Genomic DNA, 22,510 nt, shown 5'->3' with positions numbered 1-22,510 from the left:
CATTAAAAGCAAATTAGCGATGCTTAATTGTTCTTTTTAAAAATCATAAAGAAGTTTTATGTCATTTATTACGTGCGATATTTTTTATATTAGTTATAACAAAATCAAAACTTTGAATAACTGTTGATAAAAGAATAATATAAATCGGGGTTTTAATAGATTCTTTAATAATACGCGGTAGAAGGTAATAATTCGCACCATATTTTAAATAAAGTGTAGCCTTTTTACCGATATACTCAAGGTACATCACACTACTAATGGGGCCTAAAGCAAAAGAAAATAAAAGAGTTGAAGTCAAAGCGATCATGCTGGCGTATAAAAAATAAATTAAGTGTTTCTTATCTTTTTTACGGTTTTTAAAATAATAGACAAGAATAAAAGTCTCAGTGCAAACAAAAAAACCAGATAAAAAAGCTAAAGCAAGATATTTAAAAGTGCTAATAAAATCATCATCAATGCTAAACTGACTCTTCTTTTTGTTTAATAAACGAAAAACAGGTGAATTTAGATTTACTAATTGAATAACCAAAAGAAAAGTAAAGATGATAAAAACGAAATAAAAAATTTGTGAAATAATCAAATCTATAAGCGGTTTTTTAGTATGTTTTCGTAATTGTGCTAAACTACCTAAAAAACCCGCGATGAACCCTAATATTGGCTCCTGTATGGCATATAATCAAAATCAAACACCTGGATGCAATAATCAACTAACTGTATCAGTTAAAATACCTGATAAAAAACCGATTACTGGTCCAAAATACCAACCCATAACCATTAAAGGTAATCAGGCAAAAGAAATAGTTGTATGCACTCCGGTAATTTTAATATTTAAAAAACTTAAACCTAAACGCAAGCCAAATAATAAAGCATAAAAAGTCATCAAATTGATAGTCGCGAATAATTTAAAAGGATAAAAAGGGAATAAAAAAACTAAAAATTTACTTTTTAGTTTTATTTGATGTTTATTTTTTATCAATTGTGATGCATTAAAACGAAACATTAGATCCTTTCTAAAGATCAAACAATCTTGTAAACATTGATTGTGATCGACGCATATATTGATTAGGATTAATTTTATTATTTAAAATATCTTCTCGGATTTGTTGAATAATTAAAGCATTACGTTCATGATCATATTTTGGACGGAAAATCATCGCGATAATAATCACAACTAATAAAGCGAAAATGCAACTAAATTCGAACATTTTGAAAACAAAGCTTACAACCCAAATTTCTTTTAATTGATTGAAAGGTGTTTGGAAATTATCAATTGAGCTTAATTGAATGTTATGCAATGGATCTGTGTATGAAGTGGCTTTATCATAAACACCATAAGAGAAGTTTAAGACACGGTTGAATTCAGTTACAATATTGCCATTGTGGAAATTAATGGCGCTTTTGTTAAACATTTCAACGATAGCTATAATAAAGATAGCGACAATAAAGAAACCAAAGAAACCAAACTTGAAGGCATATTTGTTATTTTCGTTTATTTTTTTCTTGAAAATAGAAACACCCATAAAAATAGCAATAATACCCGAGGCAATTAATTGAACAGGGATAGATTTAGGTGTCATATCACTTAAACGAATGGCTTTCGAAATAACTGTTTCTACACCGTTCGCTTTTTCAGTTCGTACAATTTGACCATAAAGGATATCACTATGTGTAACAATGGTATAAGTAGCGTATGTTACAATGGATACAACAAATAATAAAAGTAAAAAAGCAAAAATTAATGATTTTAAAATAGGGATAATTTTGGGTTTAGTTTTGAAGATATAAATCTTATTATCAAGTACTTGTTGGTTTCAAACCATCAAAGCAGCTTGATCTAAATATTGGTGTTTAAACTCTTCCTCGAATTTATCATTAGGATTATCAGACTGACCATCTGTTTTAACAGGATCTTCCTCATTATCTTCAGAATCATCTTTTTGCTCATCATCAGGTAAATCAATTACTTGATCATTGCTAATATGTGCCGCAGGTTGGTTCGTTGGATCTACTGAAGTTGTTTCATAACCATATGACTGTTCTTGGTTATATACAAAACTAACGCCATAAAATTGATCATAAAATGTATTTAAATCAAGTTCATAACTATTTTTGACATAGTGTTGCAATGAAGATAATAAGTCTTCACAATCATCTTCATCCGTTAATTCATATGTAAAGTTTTTTGTCTGCGGATGGTAGGCTTGGTATGCTTTAGCAAATTCCATGCTATGAGCTAGTGGTGGTGTCTCTGTCGATTGTGCTTCTAAACTTTTTAATAAACCAATTGTTTTTTGCACAATATTAGCAAAATGATCATCAGTAGCCACTGCATGATTTAATTTCTGGTTTAAAAAGACAATATTCAAATAAGTATTAGTTTTATGTCGTAGTGAGACGATACTTTGTTGATTATCGATCATTTAAAACTCCTTTCAAAAATTATAGATTCAATTATAAAGACCTAGAATCTTATTAATTTTACTTGATTTTATATCATTATCTAAAATAATTAGCTTTTTTATTTGCATATAAAGGTGTTGATAACCTATTTTTTGGGTATATTGATGGTATTTACGCGCCTGAAAATCAGATAATTGCAAAATTTGGGCAACTAACCCTAGATTTTTATTCTGAAGCATTAATTTTTTAAAAGCTAGGTAATTAACAAAAATACTTATCATAGTGGTGATAATAACATTTTCATCAAAATTATTGTATTTTAGTTTTTGTAGCAAAGAAAAACAACGTAAATAATCTTTATCAAATAAAAAATTAATCAATTGGAAGATATTGCTATCTTCGTATACAGCTGTGTATGTTGAAAGTGTATGTGCATCAATATTTTTAACTTGGGCGCAAATTAGTTTGTTCATTTCTTGCTCTATTAACAAACGGTTACATTGGGTATTGCTAATTAAATCGTTCATGACATATTTATCCATCTCTAATTCGTGTTCTTGGCACAATTGCATAATATATTCACGTGCAACTTTTTCATTTCATTGCACATCAAAAAAACTATTAACTTCTTTTAGGAAATTATTAATTTCAGCCGAACGACTAAGGTTTTTAAAATCAATAATAAAAACTATCATAACATGTTCAAATTCAGGGTGGGATAATAGTTTTTGGAATGTCTTAAACTCACTAATAGTTTTAAAAAAAGTGGTATCCTTAACTAAAATTGTTTGCTTTGATCCGAAAAGGAATTCTTGACTAGCTTCATCAAGCGTTTTATCTAATTGCTCTTGGGTAATTTTCTGAACGTTAGATATATTGTTTGTTTGCAATCATTTTTGTACAAAACTAGAGGTATTTGTGATTAAAAAAAATTTATTATTCATTGTTATTTAAGGAATATAAAAAAATGCTGGTAGCAGTTGTAACATTGAGCGACTCTGTGTTATGTAAATTGATTTTAGCCACAATGTCAGCATAATCGATAAAGATTGGATTTAATCCGTGTCCTTCGTTTCCGACTAATAAACAATATGCAGAAGGTTTATTAATGGTGCGTAAAGGAATTGCTTGAGGCAATAAAGCAGAAGCAATCTTAGTTAATTTTGTGTTTTGTAAAAAATTTATAACACTAGTTTGATTATCTAAACACACCGCATTAATTTTAAAAATAGCTCCCATACTAGCTTTAATGGTTTTGGGATTATATAAATCAGCACAGTTGTACATAATGATATTTGGAACATTAAAAGCTACAGCTGAACGCAAAATAGTTCCTAAATTACCCGGATCCTGAATGTGATCTAACAATAAACATGAAACAGATTTCTGCAATTGCTTTGGTAAAATTTTGACAATAGCAAACAAGACACCTGTTTGCACATTGCTACTAATTTTTTTGGAAACAGCATCATTTATTTTGATGATTTCCATTTCTTTGATTAAAGTGTATGGGAAAACTTGTTCATATTTTTTTTGGTAATAATTTTCATTTATAAACAAATGAGTAATCTCGGCATTATTAGCAATAGCTTCATCTAATAATTTAGTGTTTTCAATTACAAAAGCTTGGTGTTCATCCCGGTATTTTTTATCTTGCACTAATTTAATTGTGTGGACAATTAAAGGGTTTTTAATCGATGTAATTAGTTGCATATATTATGCTTTTCTTACACGTGTCGGTTTTTGTTTAGTAGGCAATTCTTCTTTTGTTGATGCGCTGGTTGGTGTCGATGGTGTTGGCATATCTTTTGTATTTTGCATGATATCAGTAAAGAATTTAGCAATATCCATGTTACCTGCATTTTTCATTTGTTCGGTTGCCATTTTCATTTGCTTAGCAAATTGATCTAAGAAGTCATTAGATCCTGGTTCTAAAAAGTCGTATGAATTTTTGACTAAATCTAATAACATTTCCTTTGAAAATCCTGATACATCCAATAGATTGGCTGCATCAATTTTATTTTTAAAAGCTTGTAATTTGTCAAATTCTTCATCTGTAAGTTCGATAATGATTTTTTTACTCATAAATCCTCCTATTTAACATGTTGATGTTTTACTATTATATTATAATATATTAATATATTGAATTTAATACGAGGTAAAAATGTCAAACTTAAATTTATGAGAGGAACAAAGTCCAGAAGGATTGCACCCAAATGTTGCAAATAAACCTTTTGCAGCTAAAGCCTCAGCGGGACAAAAAACATTATATGTTATTTTCTGAATAGCTTCAATTATTGTATTGTGCATTCCAATGATTGTTTGAGTAGTCCGAACAAAAAATAGTTTTGTTGCTGAACAAAACGATGTCAACGAAGCTTCTTCACAAATCCAAATTAATCAAGCTAAACGATTTGATACACTAAATAAATTAGTAGAACAAGTTCGATCACACTATAAATTTGAAAAAACAGTTTTAGATGATGTTACATCTAATCGTGGTTTAAAATTAACGAACGATATCCAAAAAGATGAACAAGTGATTTCACAAGTACAAAAAGTTGTAAATGTTGCGTTCGAACGATATCCAGATTTAAAATCTTCAACAATAGTGATGGAATTAATGTCTACTTCAACATGATTAGAAAATGAAATTTCTTCAGCGCGACGTATGTATAACGCATTAGCTACTAATTGAAATGCAAAAATTATGACGTTCATGCCAGTAATTATTGCTGAAAAAATGAAATTAAAATCAATGCCAGTTTATGCTGCGGCGCAAAAAGAACGCCAAGACGTAAGCATGAGCTCTCTATCTGACTTTTAATAAAATACAAAAACAAAAAAAGCTTTACATTCAGTAAGGCTTTTTTGTTTATAATATATTAAAATATTTTTTATTATTAGGAGTAATTTAATGAATTACACAAGCGAATTAACATTACAAGCAAGTAATTATAGAGATCAAAAAGAGATAGCCACTAAATACGTAGATCAATTAATAAATACAAAAAAGCGATTACAAATGATTCAGAAAACTTCCATTATTTGTACAGTTTTATTTTTTAACTTTGTTATTTTTATTGCTTTATTTGCTAATAGCCATAGTATTGTTCCATCCGCACCGTATAAAGCGTTAGCTGGATTTGGATTTTTCGCTTTTGCTTTACTTTTTGTATATGTAGGTTTTCTAATTTTCAACTTAATTAACATTATGGCTATATTACGAAATTTCGCACAATTACAAAATAGCTTGCAAAACTTTTTTAACCACGAACAACCTAAAAAATCATTCAGAGAATATGTTTCAGTTTATATTGTCTTGCTATTCTTTTTTCCTATTTGTGCAAGTACTAATTTATTAAAAATTTTAAACAATAAGGAAGAAAACCAATTGAATCACATCGAAAATATTTTAGGTTATGAGTTGTTAATAAGTAGTAAAAAAGGATCAAATGAACAAACTGAAACAAGCAATGAAATAAGTAAACAAGATTTTGCACCCCAAGTAGTTGATGATTCATCAAGTAGTCAGGAAAACGAAAACAAATCTCATTAGTTAATTTAACAGCTAATAAAAAAACACCAGAACATGGTGTTTTTATTTTTTTATCAAATCATTCAAGACATGCATGACTGCTTTCATTAAATTAGTGTCCCGAGTTGTGTGTCCTGCTTTGGGCACAAGAAACAACTGGCTATTATTTAGTTTTTGGTGTAAATCATAAGCATCAATGGGTCGACAGTCTAAATCATATAAACCATGAACAATGTATGTGGGGATATCTTTGATAACTTCACAGTTGTTTAAAATGAAATTTTCTTCTAGAAAACTTTGATGATAGAAATAATAATTTTCTAGTTTAGCTATAGCTAATTCTTCATCATCGTTGCGCTGGCTAATTTTTAATTTATTAACAGAAACTAAGGATGTTTCTCAATCGTTTCATTGATAAGCCGCTTTTAAGGCGATCTGCGGGTCTTTATGATTTAGTAATTGATAGTATGTTTTAATGACATTAGATCGTTCAAGATCATTAAAATTAGCCACAAATTCAGCATACTCATTCGGGCGCATATAACTTGCTCCATTTTGGTATAATCATTCCACTGAAGAAGCTCGTGCTAAGAAAACACCACGTAATACAATGCTTAAAACATCACGAGGATGGTGAATGGCATAAACTAGAGCTAATGTTGTACCTCAAGAACCTCCAAATAAAATTCAGTGATCAATGTTTAAAGTTTGTTTTAATAACACCATATCATTAACTAAATGCATTGTCGTGTTATTTTTTAAACCGTGCAACGGACGCGAACGTCCACACCCTCGTTGATCAAAGGTAATGACAAAATATTTTTGTGGATCAAAAAAACGGTGTGCATTTTTGGGGGTCCCACCACCCGGGCCACCATGGATAAAAACAATAGGTATTCCCTGTTTGTTTCCTGATAATTCGTAATATATTTCGTGATTATCGGGAGTATTTAAATAACCGGTGAAAAAAGGTTCTGTTTTTGGATATAAATATTTTTGATAACTCATTTTATTTTACTTTCACCACAAAGTTAACGATTTTATTAGGTACATGGATTACTTTGATAACTTCGACTTGGTCTAAATGTTGTTTCATAATTGGATCAGCTTGAATAATAGCTTGCAAATCATTTAATGATAAATCTTTTGCAACTTTTAAAGTTTGTTTTAATTTGCCATTAAATTGAATTGGTAAACTAATGTGCGATTGGATTAGTTTATTAGGATTATATGTCGGTCATTTTTGGTGTGCAATAGACTGATCAGGGTGGTTGTAACTATATAATTCTTGGGCTAGGTGAGGAGTAAAACAAGAGAGCATAATTAAAAAGTTATCCAATAATTCAAAATTAATTTGCTTATGTTTATATAATACATTGACAAAAACCATCATTTCACTAATGGCAATATTGAAACTAAATTCATTTAAAGCGTTAGTTACCTGTTTAACCATTTTATGATAACTAAAAACAACTTCCTCAGCTAATTGGTCTAAGTTAGTAATAACAGTTAACATATTAGCATTAGTGTATAAACGATAAACACGATCTAATCATTTGCGCATACCATCTAAACCCTCATGGCTTCAAGGTAAAGAAGCTGTTAATGGACCCATAAACATTTCATATAAACGTAATGTATCAGCTCCGTGTGAAGCAATAATTTCGTCAGGGTTAATGACATTACCTTTAGATTTAGACATTTTTTCGCCATTAGGACCTAAAATCATTCCTTGGTTAATTACTTTTTGAAACGGTTCTTTACTTGGTACTATTTTAATATCATATAAAAAAGCGTGTCAAAAACGAGCATAAAGTAAATGTAAAACCGCGTGTTCTTGACCACCAATATAAAGATCAACAGGTAATCATTTGGCAAAACGTTCATAAGCTGCAGTTGAATTTAATGGTAAATATGTTCCGTCCGGATTCTTTAAAATGTATGCTAAATAATACCATGATGAACCAGCTCATTGGGGCATGGTGTTGGTTTCACGGCGGTATTTAACACCATCAATTTCAACAAATAATCATTCATGATTATTAGCCAATGGACTTTGACCATCACCACTTGGGTGGAAGTTATCTAAATCAGGCAATAAAACAGGTAAGTCTTCTAGTAATTTAATTTTTCCTTCCGGATCAAATAAAACAGGGAACGGTTCACCTCAATATCGTTGGCGCGAAAAAACTCAATCACGTAGTTTATAAAAGGTTTGATTTTCACCTAATCGGTGGGTTTGCAGGTATGAGCCTAAAACGTTAATGGCTTCATTTTTATGCAAACCATTGATTAAGGGTGAATTAATGTGTATTCCATCGTAAACGTATGGCAATTCATGAGTTGTTTGGATGACAGGAATAATTGGCAAATCGTATTTTTTAGCAAATAAGAAGTCGCGTTCATCATGAGCAGGTACACCCATAACAATACCTGTTGCAAAACTGCTTAAGACATAATCAACTAAAAATAGTGGAACTTTTTCATGATTAATAGGGTTAATTACATAAAGACCTGTAAAGACGCCGTTTTTTTCTTGATTAGCTAAACGTTGTCGATCGGATGTATTTTTCACTTGGTTTAAAAAAACTTCAACAGCTTTTTGGTGTGTTTGAGGGATTGGTAAAGTAGCTACTTGCGCATGATCATATGCCATAGCAACAAAACTAGCGCCATAAATAGTATCTATACGCGTAGTAAAAACGGTTAACACTGTACTTGACTCAGCTAGATGAAAATTGACACTATAACCTTCAGAGCGTCCAATTCAATTAGTTTGCAAAGCTTTAAGTGATGAGGAAAAATCTAAGTCTTTTAAATTTTCTAATAAACGTTCTGCATAAGCACTAATTTTTAAGACTCACTGTTTCATTGGTTTTTTAAAAACAGGGTATTTCCCTCGTTCACTAACAGGTTGATTGTGTTCATCATAAACAATTTCCTCGTTACTTAAAACAGTACCCAATTGGGGGCATCAATTAACATCAATGTCCTTAATCTCAGCTAAATCATGCTTGTATAATTGAATAAAGATTCACTGGGTTCACATGTAAAATTGTGGATCGGTGGTGTTGACTTCTTTATCATAATCATAATCAAAACCTAACATTTGTAATTGTTTGCGAAAAACATCAATGTTATGGGTTGTAAAATCACGCGGATGATTATTTGTTTCTAAAGCATATTGTTCAGCTGGTAAGCCAAAGGCATCTCAACCAATGGGGTGTAAGACATCGAATCCGTTAAGACGTTTAAAACGCGAAACCACATCCGTGGCAGTATAACCTTTAGGGTGACCAACATGCAACCCTTTTCCACTAGGATATGGAAACATATCTAACACATAGCATTTTTGGTTTTGAGGATTGTCAACAAAACGAAAGGTTTTATTTTCTAACCAATATTTTTGTCATTTTTTTTCTATTTTATTATGATTGTACATAAGCGTATCCTTTTTTGTTATGATAATTATATTTTAAAAGAAGTTGATTGTAGATGAATTATAAAATTACATTAACATATGATGGGCACAATTATTATGGTTGAGCAAAGCAACCAGATAAATTAAGTATCCAAGCATGTGTTAGTCAAGCTTTTCAGAAAGCTTTTAAAATACCAGATGAAATTAAAATCATAGGATCGGGACGAACTGATCGTTATGTGCACGCTTTAAAACAAGTATGTAATGTGCAACATAAGAACTTAAATTACTCACCAGCGGTTATTTTGAAAGCAGTGAACGCTTTTTTGCCTGAGGATATCCGCATACTAAATGTTCAAGTAGTAAATGAAAATTTTCATGCTCAATACATGGCTTTAAACAAAACATATATTTATGTCATTAATCAGAGATATAACATCTACGAACGTCATTATGCCTATTATGACCCGGCTTTTGTTTGGGATGAACAGCGATTTTATGAATTTAGAGATTTGTTTCTGGGAACTCATGATTTTTTATCATATAGCACAAGTGAATTAGAACAAACGGTGCGCACGATTACTAATATATCGTTCTTACAAAAAGGGCAAAGAATTGAAATTCATGTCTCAGGTAACGGTTTTTTGAAAAACATGGTACGCATGTTAGTAGGGAGTTTAATTAAATACATGCAAAACAAGACGGATTTAAAAACTCTAGAGGATTTTTTAAAACACCCATCTAAAGGCAAAGCACAAGCTATTGTCCCTGGTTGTGGTTTGTATTTAGCACATGTTGATTATGAATAACTCGCCAAAAGTTTTTCGATGTGTTCTAAGTATTCTTTAATTTGATTATTATCCAAGTTTTGATCTTTAGAATTAATATTGACACGGATTGTATAAACTGTAGTCTGACCTTTTTGATAAGCATCAATAATTTCAGATTGAATGATATAATCCAGAGTATTTAGATGCGCCAACACCTTGGTTAAATCAACAGTTTGATCATAAGCCACCGATATATCTTTGATAATATCATGGATTGTACTGATTGGAGAATAAATTGTCGGATTGGCTTTTCTGATTAAGTCATATGGAATGTTCATGTTTAAAAGATAAACGGGTTCAGTTAAATCATAATCTTTTAATACTTGATTAGTGATTAATCCAACATAACCATGGATATTTGTATTATCAAAACTCAAAGCTAACGATTGATGTGGGTTTAGCTCGGTCGCCTTAGTGTTAGCTAAATAATTTAAACTTAAACCAAAGTGTTGACGTATCATTTCAACCAATGATTTCATGGTCAACAAATTATTTGAAACCACGTTTTTATTTAATTGATTACTAATTAAAGGGACGGGACAAACGAGTGTAATATTTAAAGATTTGGGTTTTTTAAAGACATTTAAATCAACGAATTCAAAAGTATTAAATAGAGGATTTTTATAATGGATGTTGTACATCAAAACATCTAGCAAACTATCCACATTATTCAACTTTAAAAAAGCCTTGTGCATTGATATGGGATTCTTGATTTCAATAATTTCATCAGCATTATAATATCAATTAAAAGCTAAAGCATTGTTTTTAGGTTTTAAGTGATATGTTTTAGTTTCTATAAAATTGTAAGTTTGTAACTTAGTTTTTAAATTATAGATTAAATCATAAACAGTATTTTTTTGACTAATTGCTCCTTGATATAAAATCGGTTGAGCTGGAACTTGGTTAATATCATACAATTTCATACCATCTTCATAGATATCAAATTCATTGAGAATATCACAGCGATAAAAAGGTGGACGAAATTGGGCTTGACTTTTATTAATTTGATAACCTAAAAGTGTTAGAAAATTAATCACACGTGGGATTTTTAAGTTGTTTGTACCAATAACTTTTTGTAACGTTGCCATACTTGCTGGGACAAAAGGCATTACTTGTTTGATTCCAGTATATTTTCAACTCAGGTGTTGCTGAAAATATGCTTGTAAATATTGAGCTGTTAAATAAGTAATGTTAGAATGTAGTGGTTTAGCAAACAAGTTGGCAGCTAAAGAATTAACTTTTAGACGGTTAGCTGTTTTTTTAATATAAACAAAATCAAAGTTTGCACATTCGATATATATGCGTTTAGTTTCTGGGGTTAAGCGATATTCATATGCACCCATAATCCCGCATAAAGCGACAATATTGGATCCGTCACACAAGACTAAATCACCAACTTCCAATTGATATTTTTTTTGATCAATTCCTAACATACTAGTTGGTTGTTCTAATCTCTTAACTATTAATTGTGATCGCACTAAATCCGCATCAAAGGCGTGCATAGGGTTAGCTGTTATTAATGTTAAATAATCCAAATGATCATTTAAGTTACTATGTACAGAGATGTTATGTCTTGTTAATAAAATTTTTTGAGCAAAACTTAATGGTTGGTGAAAATCTTTAATTTCGGCGAAAAAATAATTATGAACAAACTCATCTGCTAACGGGTCGTTTAAATCGTTGTTTGTTATGGATTTAATAACTATGTCTTCATTATTCTTAAAGGTTTCTGTGTGTAAAGCAGCTAGTTCTTTGCAAAGAAAATGATAGCCATTTAATTCATTTCGGTTTGATGGTAAAGAAAGATCGAGTAGGTAGTCGTATGTATTTAAAATATCCATTTTTTGTTTTACTTCAACATAACTTGAATCGCTGATGACTTTTTCTAAATCCTGAGCATCGTGGTAGTGCTTTGCGTATGGGTCTAATTCAGCAAGACTTAATAACATCCCTTGGGAAACGAATTCACCAAAAAAACGCTCACTGATAAGCATGTCTCCAATTTTTGCTCCGACTTGCGCAACTAATACATAATGCTTTAATTGCAGATAAGTTTGGTTAGTAATGATTTGAATTTGTTTATCCTTGTTTTTTAATATTAAGACATGTAGTTTTTTATGGGTTGGATGAGGTGTTATTTGAATAATTTGAAAAATGGTGATCAGAGGATTTTCTTGATAGGGAATGATCTGTTCAACTTCACAACCTAAATTCATCAAGTCTTGACATAAATCAGCTAATTTAACACGTTTTAAAGGGGGGCATAAAGTTTTTAAAAAATTGTAACTAATAATCATATATAACTCCTTTTAAAATTGTTTATTAAATTTTAGATTGTTAGCATAAAGGTGTCGAATATCATCGATGTTGTGCTTTAACATAATGATACGATCAATCCCGATGCCAAACGCTAGTCCAGATAAATTCATAGGTAAATTTGCGGCTTGCAAAACGTTTTTATGTAACATTCCTGCGCCCATTATTTCAATTCATGTTGATTGTTTACAAACGTGGCAACCCGCACCATTACATTTAAAACATTCCACATCCACTTCGAAACTAGGTTCAGTAAAAGGGAAGAAACTTAATCGAAAACGGGTTTTTAATTGTTTTTGGAAAATGAAGCTTAAAAATTCAGTGATTAATCACTTGAGATTAGCAATGCTTAAATTTTCTTTCACCCAAACAAAATCAATTTGCATAAATTGGTGTGAATGTGTTGCATCATCATCGTCTTTTCGATAAACATTACCATATGACATAATGCGAATATCTTGGGCAGGATTGTTTTCTAATAAATAAGCAGTATTTGTTGTGCAATGTGTTCGTAGCATAAATTCATGGTTAATAAAAAAGGAATCAGCATTCATTCGAGCAGGATGATTTTCGTTAATATTAAGAGCATCAAAGTTTTTAGATTGCAAAACTACTTCATCACCTGTGATGATATCAAAATTTAATTGTTTAAAAAAATTGACAACATCGTTAATAGTTTGGGTAAATAAATGTAAATGCCCATTGGTTAAATCGTGTGCTGGTAGAGTTAAATTATTTGTTAAGCCAAAATCTTTAGGTTCTTCTTGTTGATCAAAAAACACACAAATATCGTTATAAGTTTGCTCAATAGCTAATTTGAATTTATTCAGCAATAAACCCATGGCTTTTTTGTCATGAGCATTTTTTAATTGAGCATACAAAGGGTTTAAATATTGCTTAACAAAAACATTTTTGATTTCAATTAATTGTTGTTTATTTTGAGCTTGACTCAGTTTTGTTTTTAATTCTAAAAGTAGTTTTTCTTGTTGAATCATTTGAGGCACCATCTTTCTTTATAATTGTTTTACGCGTTTTTTCCTTTTTAGGTTCTGTTTTATTGATTTTCTGCTTATTAATAAAATTCTTCAACCAATTACCTAATAACTTGTTATCCTTGAGCTCAGGGATATAATGGTTAGAATACGATCAATAAGCGAAAATATTAATATTTAAAATAATAATTAAAAATAACATGCACCCAACGACAGCGCCCCATTTAAAAATAGCTAAAGACAAAATGGGGGCAATGTTTAAATAATCTTTATTGTTCTCTGCAGAATTATTCATTCAAAAATCGTAATTTCATTCGCGATAATGTTCGAGAGCTCTATCTAACTCTAGTACAGCATAAATGAGTACACCAAGACAAATGGCGACCAAAACATAACCTAAAAAAGTAATCACCACAAAACCTTTAAAGGTTTTAATGAAATCCTTTAGTTTATGTAATGAACTAATTTTTACAGGGGCTGGAATGTTATTTTCACTGTTCATAAATTTGTTCGACCTTTTCGTTTAAAAGATATTGATTGATTAAAAATCGTTTATGCTGATTTTTTTGGATTAGCTGCGTAACCTTCTTGACACAACTAGGTTTAACACGTTTGTTGTTTAAAACAACACGCTCGTATTCAGCATAGGTAAAACCTAAAATATCTGCATCTGTTTGTTTATCAAAACCAGGTGAGGGTTTCTTATTAAGAAAGCGTTCATCAATGTTTAAAAAGTTGGCTAGTTTGTAAATTTGGGATTTTAATAATCCGATTAATAAATGATAATCCGCATTGCTATCGCCAAATTTTGTAAAGAAGCCTAAATGGAATTCATTAAAATTCAAGGTTGAAATCACAATTCCGTCGTATTCGTTAGCTAAAGCGTATAAATAATTAGCACGAATCCGCGTTGTTAAATTGTCATAAACCATTTTGTGCTGTGTTAAATTAGGTAATGAATTTTGATAAGCTTGTAAAACAGGTTTTAAATCTACCAACTGGATTTCAGGAAAGATTGATTGTAAATATAAAACATCTTGTTTATCCTCACAACGTGAATCAATATCAATGAACACAGGAAAGATTTTGACGGGCGTTTTTAATTGTTTTAGTAAATATAACGCAAGAGTACTGTCAATACCTCCAGAAACCCCTAAAACAAGGGTATTAATCTGGTGTGTTGTCAGATAATTTTCTAAATGCAGCAACAGTTTGCGTAAATAACTTTTTAAACGCACACACATTTTAATCCATCTCCAATGTCAAATGATATACCTTGATTAAATCATTTGTTTCCGCACCAAAAGCACGCAATTGTTCTTTAAATTTAATGGCATCTAATTTGTTATTAAAACGAACAATATTATCATTTGTAACTAAGGGAATTCGGTTAACCCAGAATTTCAAATAATCCCCTGTAACACTGAACACATGATCTTCCTCTTTAACAATAAAGATTGCTTCATCCAAGGTTTTTTGTAACTCTTTTTGTGGTTTTTGGTAAACCATAATTTCTTCGGCGTGAATTTGTTGTTCTGCAAAAGCTTGTTTTTCATCATAATACAAGCGAATAATAGTGGCTAGCATTTCTTGGATATTAATCTTATCTAATGCACTAACCGTTAAAATAGTGTGTTTTTTTAGGTGTTTTTGTAATTTAGCTAATTGCTGATCCGCATTTGGCGCATCGATTTTATTTGCAACAACGACAAAGGGCTTAGCTGCTAAAGCTGGATCGTAAGCCTTTAATTCATAACGAATTGTTTCGTAAGCTGCAACGATATCGTTATGATCGTTTTCATCTAAAGAAATTAAATGCAATAATAAAAAACAACGTTCAATGTGTTTTAAAAAATCAATACCTAGGCCACTTCCTTGGTGGGCACCTTCGATTAATCCTGGGATATCTGCAAAAACAATTCGGTTTGAGCGATCATAAATTGTTCCTAAAATAGGACTTAGAGTAGTGAACTGGTAGGCTGCAGTTTTTGGCTTAGCATTAGTAAAAGAACTAATCAGGGTTGACTTACCAGCATTCGGCAAACCAATTATCCCTATATCAGCAATTGATTTCAATTCCAAATGAACACGTAGTTCATCGACTACTTCGCCAAATTCATACAATGATGGAGCCTTGTGAAAAGCGTTTTTAAAATATGTATTTCCATGGCCACCAAGACCCCCTTGTTGGATTAAATAAGCTTGTTGGTCAATTAAGATTTCAGCTAGGATTTGGGACTTGTCTTCATTATAAACAATTGTTCCTAAAGGTACTTTAATATAGACATCTTCCGCATTTGCTCCGTGCTGGTTTTTAATATCACCATTTTCACCATTAGCGGCTTTGAATTTCTTTTTATACTTAATTTTCTCTAAAGATAATTCGTTATGCGAACCTAAAAAATAAATGGAACCACCATGTCCTCCATTTCCACCTGCTGGCCCACCCATGGGGACATGAGTTTCGCGACGTCAAGCAAGTTTCCCGTTTCCGCCGTTTCCGGCTTTTAAAATAATGTCACATTTATCAACGAATGCCATAGTTTACTCCTTTGCATCTGTAGACGAATCATTTGTTTGAGATGTTTGCTCAGTAGAATCGTCCTTTTTCTCGATTTTGAATTTGGATTTTTTATTTGGATCTTGTTTACGTAATAAAAGAATTCGTTCTTGCCCAGCTTTATAGTACGTATCAGCATTTTGGTATTCATTATATAAGTCAGTTGTGTACTCAGCTGCATGTTTTGAACGAGCGATTAACGCGTTTGTGATACGGACCATAATAATAATCGGTAAGATAAAGGCTACTAAAACTAACACAAAACGAATTAAATAACCTCAGAAGTGAGCAGGAATTAAACCGGAAATAATCATGATGAAAAAACCGAATCATGATGAAACCAGAGGGACTAGAATGTCTCAACGGACTTTTTTAATACTGAACACTAGAATGATACTTAGAATTAGACCGAAAACAAAATCAGCAACCATAAGTACCCAAATCAAAAAGTGTGTGATAACACCAGTTCCAAAATGATAATTATTAACTCCATAGAACTCTTGCGCAAAAACCTCTAAAGCTTTTTTATGATCACCAGTTGCGTTTGCAATCTGTTCATGAATATTAATTCATTTATAAAAACCTAACTCTTTAGGAAAATGCAATTTATTAATGATACCAACCCCGTACCATCGACCATTTTGTGCTACAAGGTTATTTTGACCTAATAAATTAGGTTCACCCAAAAGCAAAAAAATGATGATCATGGGAATAATAATGACAAACAAACTAATTAAAAATTTAATTAAATTAGGTGATTTTTCGGCTGTATTTAGTTTAAAACTAGCTGCTAATTTGCCATTGGAATTTGAAAAACGATTAAACATGTTTTACTCCTTTTTTAAGTGATCAAAAATACTTTTACCGTTCAATACATCACGTACGAAACTAATATTTTTGTTGGGTAATTGAATTTGGATCAACTGGATATCAAAATCAGCAGTGCTAACATACAATTGTTTATCGTGATAAAAAATTGTACCAGGAATTTGTGAACTTTTTCGCTCACTAACCTTAATTTGGTAAACTTTGAAATCGGTTTGTTGATAATTCATTAATGCAACTGGTTTATCATTTAAAGCGTTAACGAAACGGTTTACTAATCACGCCTGTTGGTTGAAATTAATGTACCGTTCAGCTTTTTGAATATTAAAAGCATAGGTTACATCAGCTGGGTTTTGAACTACCCCGACTAAATTAGTTTTGCATAGATCAAAGAAGTGTTCTTGAATTAATTGCACACCTAACGCGGTTAGTTTTTTTAATAAACTGGCATAAGTAGTTTGTTCATCAATAGACACTTGTTTAGTAAATAAAATATTACCCGCATCCATTTGCTTGATTGTGTGCATTAAAGTTACTCCGGTGGTATGATAACCATTTAAAATCGCGTAGTGAATGGGAGCACCACCCCGCAACTTAGGTAGTAATGATGCATGCACATTGACAATTTTATAAACTGGTATATCAATAATCCGTTGAGGAATAAATTGACCATATGCACAGGTAATAATGATGTCTGGCGATAAAGCTTTTATATCATCATAAACATCATTAATTTTTTCTGGAGTCAAACACAACAAATTATTTTCTACACAATATTGTTTAACAGGGGTCATAACTAAAGCGTTGTGGCGGTTACGCATTTTGTCTGGTTGACTAATGACACCCACAATTTCAACTCCCTGAAGATGATGTAATGTTTTTAATATTTCAACAGCTATTCTGGGTGTTCCAAAAAACATTGCTTTTATCATAAATTGACCTCCTTAATACAAAAAAACAAGCAAACACCTATTTGCTCTTATTTTTTTTATCTTTATTTTTTTGTTTTTCAAGACGCGCTTGAGCCTTCATTTGACGTTTACGATCTGCTTCTAATTGTTTTTGCTGCATCTTGTCGTCACGATCTTTCATTTCCTTGATTCATCGGTACTCTAAATCGTAATTTAAAGGACGGACAATTTCGATTTCCCGTTTTGTTTCCTTTTTATTAATCTTAATATTTTTGACTTCACATTCAAATGCTCGAGGCTCGTCGACTACAAAAGTTTTGGCATTTCGTGTAGTGAATAAAACAACGTATAATTCTTTAGGACGAGCAGTTTTCTCTTTTTTGATACGTTTCATTTCTTCACGATACAGAGTAGGATTGGTTGTTTTTAAAGCTTTTAAATCGTTCATTTCTCGCTTGTAATCTTCACGTTGAAGTTTAGTCATTTGACCAACATTATGCGGATCTGGTCGACGGACAACATAAGAATCAATGACCTCTTTACCCTTGTCGTTAATATCACGCAAATATTTTTTAACTGTCAACCAAACCTCATTAGCATCTTTGGATGTTTTATTACCTACATAAGTAGGTTGAGCGTTTTGTTTTTTTCTTTTCTTAATGACAAAGAAAATAACGATAACGATAGGAATCAAAATGATGAGCATAAACATCATTTTGTTGCCTCCGCCTTGTTGCTCGGCTTGTAAAATTGAATGTATGACGTTATTAATCATGCAATCGGTCCTTCCTTGTCATTTAGACAAACTGTTTTAATTATAACAAATATAAGCTGAATACCTAAAGGCAAGTATATTAGGTTACAGGCTTGTATTTAAAAATAATTTTTTTAATTTTAGTGTTTTGAGCAATAAATTTTTGTTCATATTCTGTGGGAATGTTTTTGATATACTCAGGATCATTCTCGTTTTCATAAAGATCATAAGTTAGATATAAGATTTCAAACTGTTCTTTGTGCGTGGGGATTACTTCATTAATTAAATAATCAAAAAGCCCGTCATTGTCAGTTTTAAATTCAATCACACCATCAGTTTTTAAAACTTGAGTAAAAATATTTAAAAAATTCGGGTGAACTAAACGCTTTTTTGCATGGCGTTTTTTGGGTCATGGATCACTGAAATTTAAAAACAAACGATCTACAGATAGATCCTTAAACAAAGTTATTAAATCAGTGGCATCCGCACTAATCATTGCTAGATTATGTAAATTAAACTGCAAGGCTTTTTTGTGTGCTTTAACAATCACAGTATCAAATTTTTCTAAACCAATAAAGTTAATGTGGGGGTTTCGTAAGGCTTGGTTAATAATGAAATCACCCTTACCCATACCAATCTCCAAATAAAGTAATTGGTGAGGGTTAGTAAATAAACGCAGACATTCTTTTTTAACTGCTGTTTTGTCTTGAATAATATATTTGGTTTGCTGAGCTAAATAATCAGGCGCATTTTTATTGTTTCTTAATCGCATTTTAAACCTCAAATTTTTTGTGTGGCTCGTATTTTAATAAGTTTTTGTATTCGTTTTGGCGTGCTACTTCATACATGCCCATGGCTACGGAGTTAGCGATGTTGAGACTGCGCAAATTATAAGAAGAGGGAATGCGAATTCATTGCGTATATTCTTGTAAAATACTATGGTCAATACCTGTTGATTCTTTTCCGAACATTAAGTAAATTTCTGATTCGTCCCAATTTTTGTAATCATAATCCGACGGAGCTTTAGTGCCATAACGCGTAAAAAGAAAAAGTTGGTGGTTTTGAACTTGATTGATATTTATAAAATCTTCAAAATCATCATATTCGAATAATTCTAAGTGCTCTATATGATTGGTTGCAGTGCGAATAAAATCTTTGTTAAACTTATCAGTTCGTAAAATAAATCCGTAAGGTCTAATTAAATGTAAACGCGCGTTAAAACCTACACACATCCGCGCAATATTGCCTGTATTTTCAATGATTTCTGGTTCAAATAAAACGATGTTTAGCATATTTGTTGACCTACTTCTCTAATAAGTTTAAAACTTCTTGTAATTGTTTTTCAAAGCCTAATAGTTTTTCTTTTTCCTTGTTGACTAAGTGTTCTGGAGCCTTTGCTATGTATTGGGGATTATTTAACAAATTATGACAACGCTTAATTTCCTTTAACAAAAACTCTTTCTTAGTTAATAAATTTTGTCTTTGTAAATCCATTTGCGCCGTATTATCAAAATTCATTTGTAATACGAGGTCATTAACAATTAAAGAAGTGTTGTATTGGTTGTTAACTGATTCTTCAAAAACCATTTCTGTATTTACGATTTTTAAAATTTGGTTATATAATTTTAATTTCACTTTGTAAGCAGGGTTATTTATAGCAAAAACCAGCGGTGTTTTATTACCAACATTGTTTTCTGCTCGTCAATTACGAATATTAAAAATTAAATTATTAACCATTTCTGCATCAGTTGTGTTTGCGTGGAAATTGAAAGGTTCAATAGCTGCATGTAAAATTGATGATTTACTTGTGTTTCAGTGCAGTCATAATTCTTCACTTAAATTATTAGCGAAAGGGTGTAAAAGTTTTAAGAATTCATAAAAGACAAAAAACATTGTTTTTTTCGTTTCTTGCGCAACATCATGATCTTCTAGTAAGACTTTTGTGTATTCTAAATATTTTGATGCATAAACATCATATAAAAAATTAAATAAGTCTTTACTTACTACGACTAAATTATATTTATCCATATTTTTGATGTATTCATTAATACAATTACTTAATGATTCGATAATTCATTGGTTAATAGGATGTTTTGGATCAGGCGTTCGCACCAGCTGATCATTAGCTAAATCCTTGTCAAACGACTGATCTAAGAACACAGCAACATTTCAAATTTTATTAAGGTAGTTTCAGGTGCTACTGATTTTTTCTTGACTAAAGTTTAAATCTTCACCGATACTAGTTGATGAGGCAAAATAAACCCGCATCGCATCTAAGCCGTATTCATTAATGATATCGAATGGGTCGATTCCATTATTTAATGACTTAGACATTTTACGACCTTGCGCATCACGAATTAAACCATGAATTAAAACATCTTTAAAAGGTAACTGCTGCGTTAAATATCCACTAAAATTCATCATTCGTGAAACTCAGAAAAATAAAATATCCATACCTGTTACCATTAACGATGTTGGGAAATAATGGTTAAAAAATTGACTATCTTTTTGTCATTTAGTAGTTAATAAAGGTCATAACCCTGAAGAGAATCAAGTATCAAGCACATCATTATCTTGCTCATAATTTTCAATATCAGTTGGTGGGTTTATACCTACATAAACACTCTGATCTTTTTTGTGATAGTATACAGGAATTCGGTGACCTCACCACAATTGACGCGAAATACATCAATCTTGAGTGTTTTCTAATCATTGCATCAAAGCCTTGTGGAAGCGCGGTGGATAGAATGTTGATTGACTATTAGCACTATTTTGTAAGTTAATTGTTTGCTGAACAATATCTTGCATTTTAATAAATCATTGCAGTGATAATAACGGTTCAACAACAGCATTAGAACGTTGTGATAAGCCGATTGTAGTTGCGTATTCTTCAACTCTTACTAAGTGGTTAGTTTCTTTTAACTTATCAACAATTAATTCCCTTGCTACGAGTCGATCGATATTGGCAAACTCGCCGCACAATGCATTTAATGTCCCATCTGGATTCATAATATTAATTAACTCTAGGTGGTGTTTTTTAGCTAATTCATAGTCATTAAAATCATGTGCCGGTGTACATTTCATTACTCCGGTTCCAAATTCTAAATCGATATAATCATCCAACAAAACATCCATAACTTGGTTATTAATTGGGTTCATGAATTTCTTATTTCATAAGTGTTTATAACGTTCATCCTCTGGGTGCATAAACAAGACTTTATCACCAAACATGGTTTCAGGACGAGAAGTAGCTACAATCACGCTATCTTGGTGATCAACTGTCCAATATTTAATGTAGTATAATTTACCTTTAATGTTTTCGTGTATTACTTCAACATCTGAAATCGCTGTTTGTAAAATAGGGTCTCAGTTAACTAATTTATTAGCACGATAAATGAGTTTTTCATTATATAGTTTAACAAAGACTTCAGAGACGATTTTGTTTACATCCTCGTCGAGTGTAAATAAATAATGATTTTCGTCCATTCCTAGATTAAGAGCAGCAAATTGTCTGCGAATATACTGCTCTTGTTCATTTTTTCAATTTGTTAGCTGATGTAAAAAAACTGAACGCCCCAGTGCTATTTTATTTTGTTGATCATTATCTTTTAGAATTTTTTCGAATTTTGTTTGGGTAGCAATACCTGCATGATCAGTTCCAGGAATAATGAAAGCATCAAAACCCCGTAATTTTTTATAGCGTACAATAATGTCGGGTAAACTAAAACCATAGGCATGTCCTATGTGTAAATGACCAGTAACATTTGGTGGTGGTAAAACAACAGTGAAGGGTTTTAGATCTGGATTGTGTTTAGTGAAAATAGCTTGCTCTTTTCAAAAAAGATGCTTATCTTTTTGAATTTGAATTGGATCATATTTCTTATTTAATTTTTGCATAAAAACCCCTTTTTTAACATATTTAAAATATATGCTTACGCATATTATCATTAATATCTTACACGA

21 protein-coding genes are annotated in these 22,510 nt (G+C 31.3%); 3 read left to right on the top strand and 18 right to left on the bottom strand.

The window, feature by feature from the left end:
- Positions 1–13: 13 nt before the first annotated feature.
- The 5 genes from OF365_RS01520 to OF365_RS01500 are packed head-to-tail and all read right to left on the bottom strand — an operon-like array spanning position 14 to position 4,485.
- Positions 14–1,000, bottom strand: coding sequence for an ECF transporter S component (locus OF365_RS01520; protein ID WP_263817847.1), 987 nt, complete (start codon positions 998–1,000; stop codon positions 14–16).
- A gap of 10 nt (positions 1,001–1,010) precedes the next feature.
- Positions 1,011–2,420 (bottom strand): hypothetical protein, encoded by a 1,410-nt coding sequence (locus OF365_RS01515; protein WP_263817846.1) that lies wholly within the window; start codon positions 2,418–2,420, stop codon positions 1,011–1,013.
- Positions 2,421–3,344: a DNA polymerase III subunit delta gene (holA, locus tag OF365_RS01510; RefSeq protein ID WP_263817845.1), complete on the bottom strand. Its 924-nt coding sequence runs from the start codon at positions 3,342–3,344 to the stop codon at positions 2,421–2,423. It abuts the gene before it with no gap.
- Positions 3,337–4,113 carry a TrmH family RNA methyltransferase gene (locus OF365_RS01505; protein WP_263817844.1) on the bottom strand — a complete coding sequence of 259 codons (777 nt, stop codon included), beginning with the start codon at positions 4,111–4,113 and terminating at the stop codon, positions 3,337–3,339. Before OF365_RS01505 ends, holA begins: the two co-directional genes overlap by 8 nt.
- A gap of 3 nt (positions 4,114–4,116) precedes the next feature.
- A complete protein-coding gene (locus OF365_RS01500; RefSeq protein WP_263817843.1) occupies positions 4,117–4,485 on the bottom strand; it encodes a hypothetical protein in 369 nt (122 codons plus the stop codon).
- A 79-nt stretch (positions 4,486–4,564) separates the two neighbouring features.
- Between OF365_RS01500 and OF365_RS01495 the strand changes: the two genes are divergently transcribed.
- Positions 4,565–5,227, top strand: coding sequence for a LemA family protein (locus OF365_RS01495; RefSeq protein WP_263817842.1), 663 nt, complete (start codon positions 4,565–4,567; stop codon positions 5,225–5,227).
- A gap of 90 nt (positions 5,228–5,317) precedes the next feature.
- Positions 5,318–5,959, top strand: coding sequence for a hypothetical protein (locus OF365_RS01490; protein WP_263817841.1), 642 nt, complete (start codon positions 5,318–5,320; stop codon positions 5,957–5,959).
- A 42-nt stretch (positions 5,960–6,001) separates the two neighbouring features.
- Here OF365_RS01490 and pip read toward each other — a convergent pair whose 3' ends face one another.
- Positions 6,002–6,946, bottom strand: coding sequence for a prolyl aminopeptidase (gene pip / locus OF365_RS01485; RefSeq protein WP_263817840.1), 945 nt, complete (start codon positions 6,944–6,946; stop codon positions 6,002–6,004).
- 1 nt (position 6,947) lies between these two features.
- Positions 6,948–9,380 (bottom strand): leucine--tRNA ligase, encoded by a 2,433-nt coding sequence (leuS, locus tag OF365_RS01480; RefSeq protein ID WP_263817839.1) that lies wholly within the window; start codon positions 9,378–9,380, stop codon positions 6,948–6,950.
- A 53-nt stretch (positions 9,381–9,433) separates the two neighbouring features.
- Here leuS and truA point away from each other — a divergent pair, with 53 nt between their 5' ends.
- Positions 9,434–10,168, top strand: a complete 735-nt coding sequence (gene truA / locus OF365_RS01475; protein WP_263817838.1) for a tRNA pseudouridine(38-40) synthase TruA — start codon at positions 9,434–9,436, stop codon at positions 10,166–10,168.
- Here truA and pheT read toward each other — a convergent pair.
- The 11 genes from pheT to OF365_RS01420 all read right to left on the bottom strand — a co-directional run bounded on the left by pheT (position 10,159) and on the right by OF365_RS01420 (position 22,444).
- A complete protein-coding gene (gene pheT / locus OF365_RS01470; protein ID WP_263817837.1) occupies positions 10,159–12,486 on the bottom strand; it encodes a phenylalanine--tRNA ligase subunit beta in 2,328 nt (775 codons plus the stop codon). The two genes, truA and pheT, sit on opposite strands and share 10 nt — an antisense overlap.
- A 12-nt stretch (positions 12,487–12,498) precedes the next feature.
- Positions 12,499–13,497 carry a phenylalanine--tRNA ligase subunit alpha gene (gene pheS, locus OF365_RS01465; protein WP_416906741.1) on the bottom strand — a complete coding sequence of 333 codons (999 nt, stop codon included), beginning with the start codon at positions 13,495–13,497 and terminating at the stop codon, positions 12,499–12,501.
- A complete protein-coding gene (locus OF365_RS01460) occupies positions 13,439–13,999 on the bottom strand; it encodes a hypothetical protein (protein ID WP_263817835.1) in 561 nt (186 codons plus the stop codon). Before OF365_RS01460 ends, pheS begins: the two co-directional genes overlap by 59 nt.
- Positions 13,983–14,735: an NAD(+) synthase gene (gene nadE, locus OF365_RS01455; RefSeq protein WP_263817834.1), complete on the bottom strand. Its 753-nt coding sequence runs from the start codon at positions 14,733–14,735 to the stop codon at positions 13,983–13,985. Before nadE ends, OF365_RS01460 begins: the two co-directional genes overlap by 17 nt.
- Before the next feature lie 7 nt (positions 14,736–14,742).
- Positions 14,743–16,038 carry a GTPase ObgE gene (gene obgE, locus OF365_RS01450; RefSeq protein WP_263817833.1) on the bottom strand — a complete coding sequence of 432 codons (1,296 nt, stop codon included), beginning with the start codon at positions 16,036–16,038 and terminating at the stop codon, positions 14,743–14,745.
- 3 nt (positions 16,039–16,041) lie between these two features.
- Positions 16,042–16,884: a hypothetical protein gene (locus OF365_RS01445; RefSeq protein ID WP_263817832.1), complete on the bottom strand. Its 843-nt coding sequence runs from the start codon at positions 16,882–16,884 to the stop codon at positions 16,042–16,044.
- Positions 16,885–16,887: 3 nt separating this feature from the next.
- Positions 16,888–17,814 (bottom strand): methionyl-tRNA formyltransferase, encoded by a 927-nt coding sequence (gene fmt, locus OF365_RS01440; RefSeq protein WP_263817831.1) that lies wholly within the window; start codon positions 17,812–17,814, stop codon positions 16,888–16,890.
- 37 nt (positions 17,815–17,851) lie between these two features.
- Positions 17,852–18,568 (bottom strand): DUF5385 domain-containing protein, encoded by a 717-nt coding sequence (locus OF365_RS01435; RefSeq protein ID WP_263817830.1) that lies wholly within the window; start codon positions 18,566–18,568, stop codon positions 17,852–17,854.
- A gap of 79 nt (positions 18,569–18,647) precedes the next feature.
- On the bottom strand, positions 18,648–19,319 hold the full coding sequence (trmB, locus tag OF365_RS01430) for a tRNA (guanosine(46)-N7)-methyltransferase TrmB (RefSeq protein ID WP_263817829.1): 672 nt from the start codon (positions 19,317–19,319) through the stop codon (positions 18,648–18,650).
- 1 nt (position 19,320) lies between these two features.
- Entirely contained in the window at positions 19,321–19,839 is a 519-nt protein-coding gene (locus tag OF365_RS01425) for a tRNA (cytidine(34)-2'-O)-methyltransferase (protein WP_263817828.1), read from the bottom strand.
- A gap of 10 nt (positions 19,840–19,849) precedes the next feature.
- The gene (locus OF365_RS01420) at positions 19,850–22,444 is read right to left on the bottom strand and encodes a valine--tRNA ligase (protein WP_263817827.1); all 2,595 of its coding nucleotides are present in this window, start codon (positions 22,442–22,444) and stop codon (positions 19,850–19,852) included.
- Between the last annotated feature and the right edge of the window lie 66 nt (positions 22,445–22,510).

Source organism: Ureaplasma zalophigenitalium (assembly GCF_025780055.1).
Taxonomy (GTDB): domain Bacteria; phylum Bacillota_I; class Bacilli_A; order Mycoplasmatales; family Mycoplasmoidaceae; genus Ureaplasma; species Ureaplasma zalophigenitalium.
Note: the sequence above shows the minus strand (reverse complement) of the source record. Positions and strands in the feature narration are given on the sequence as shown.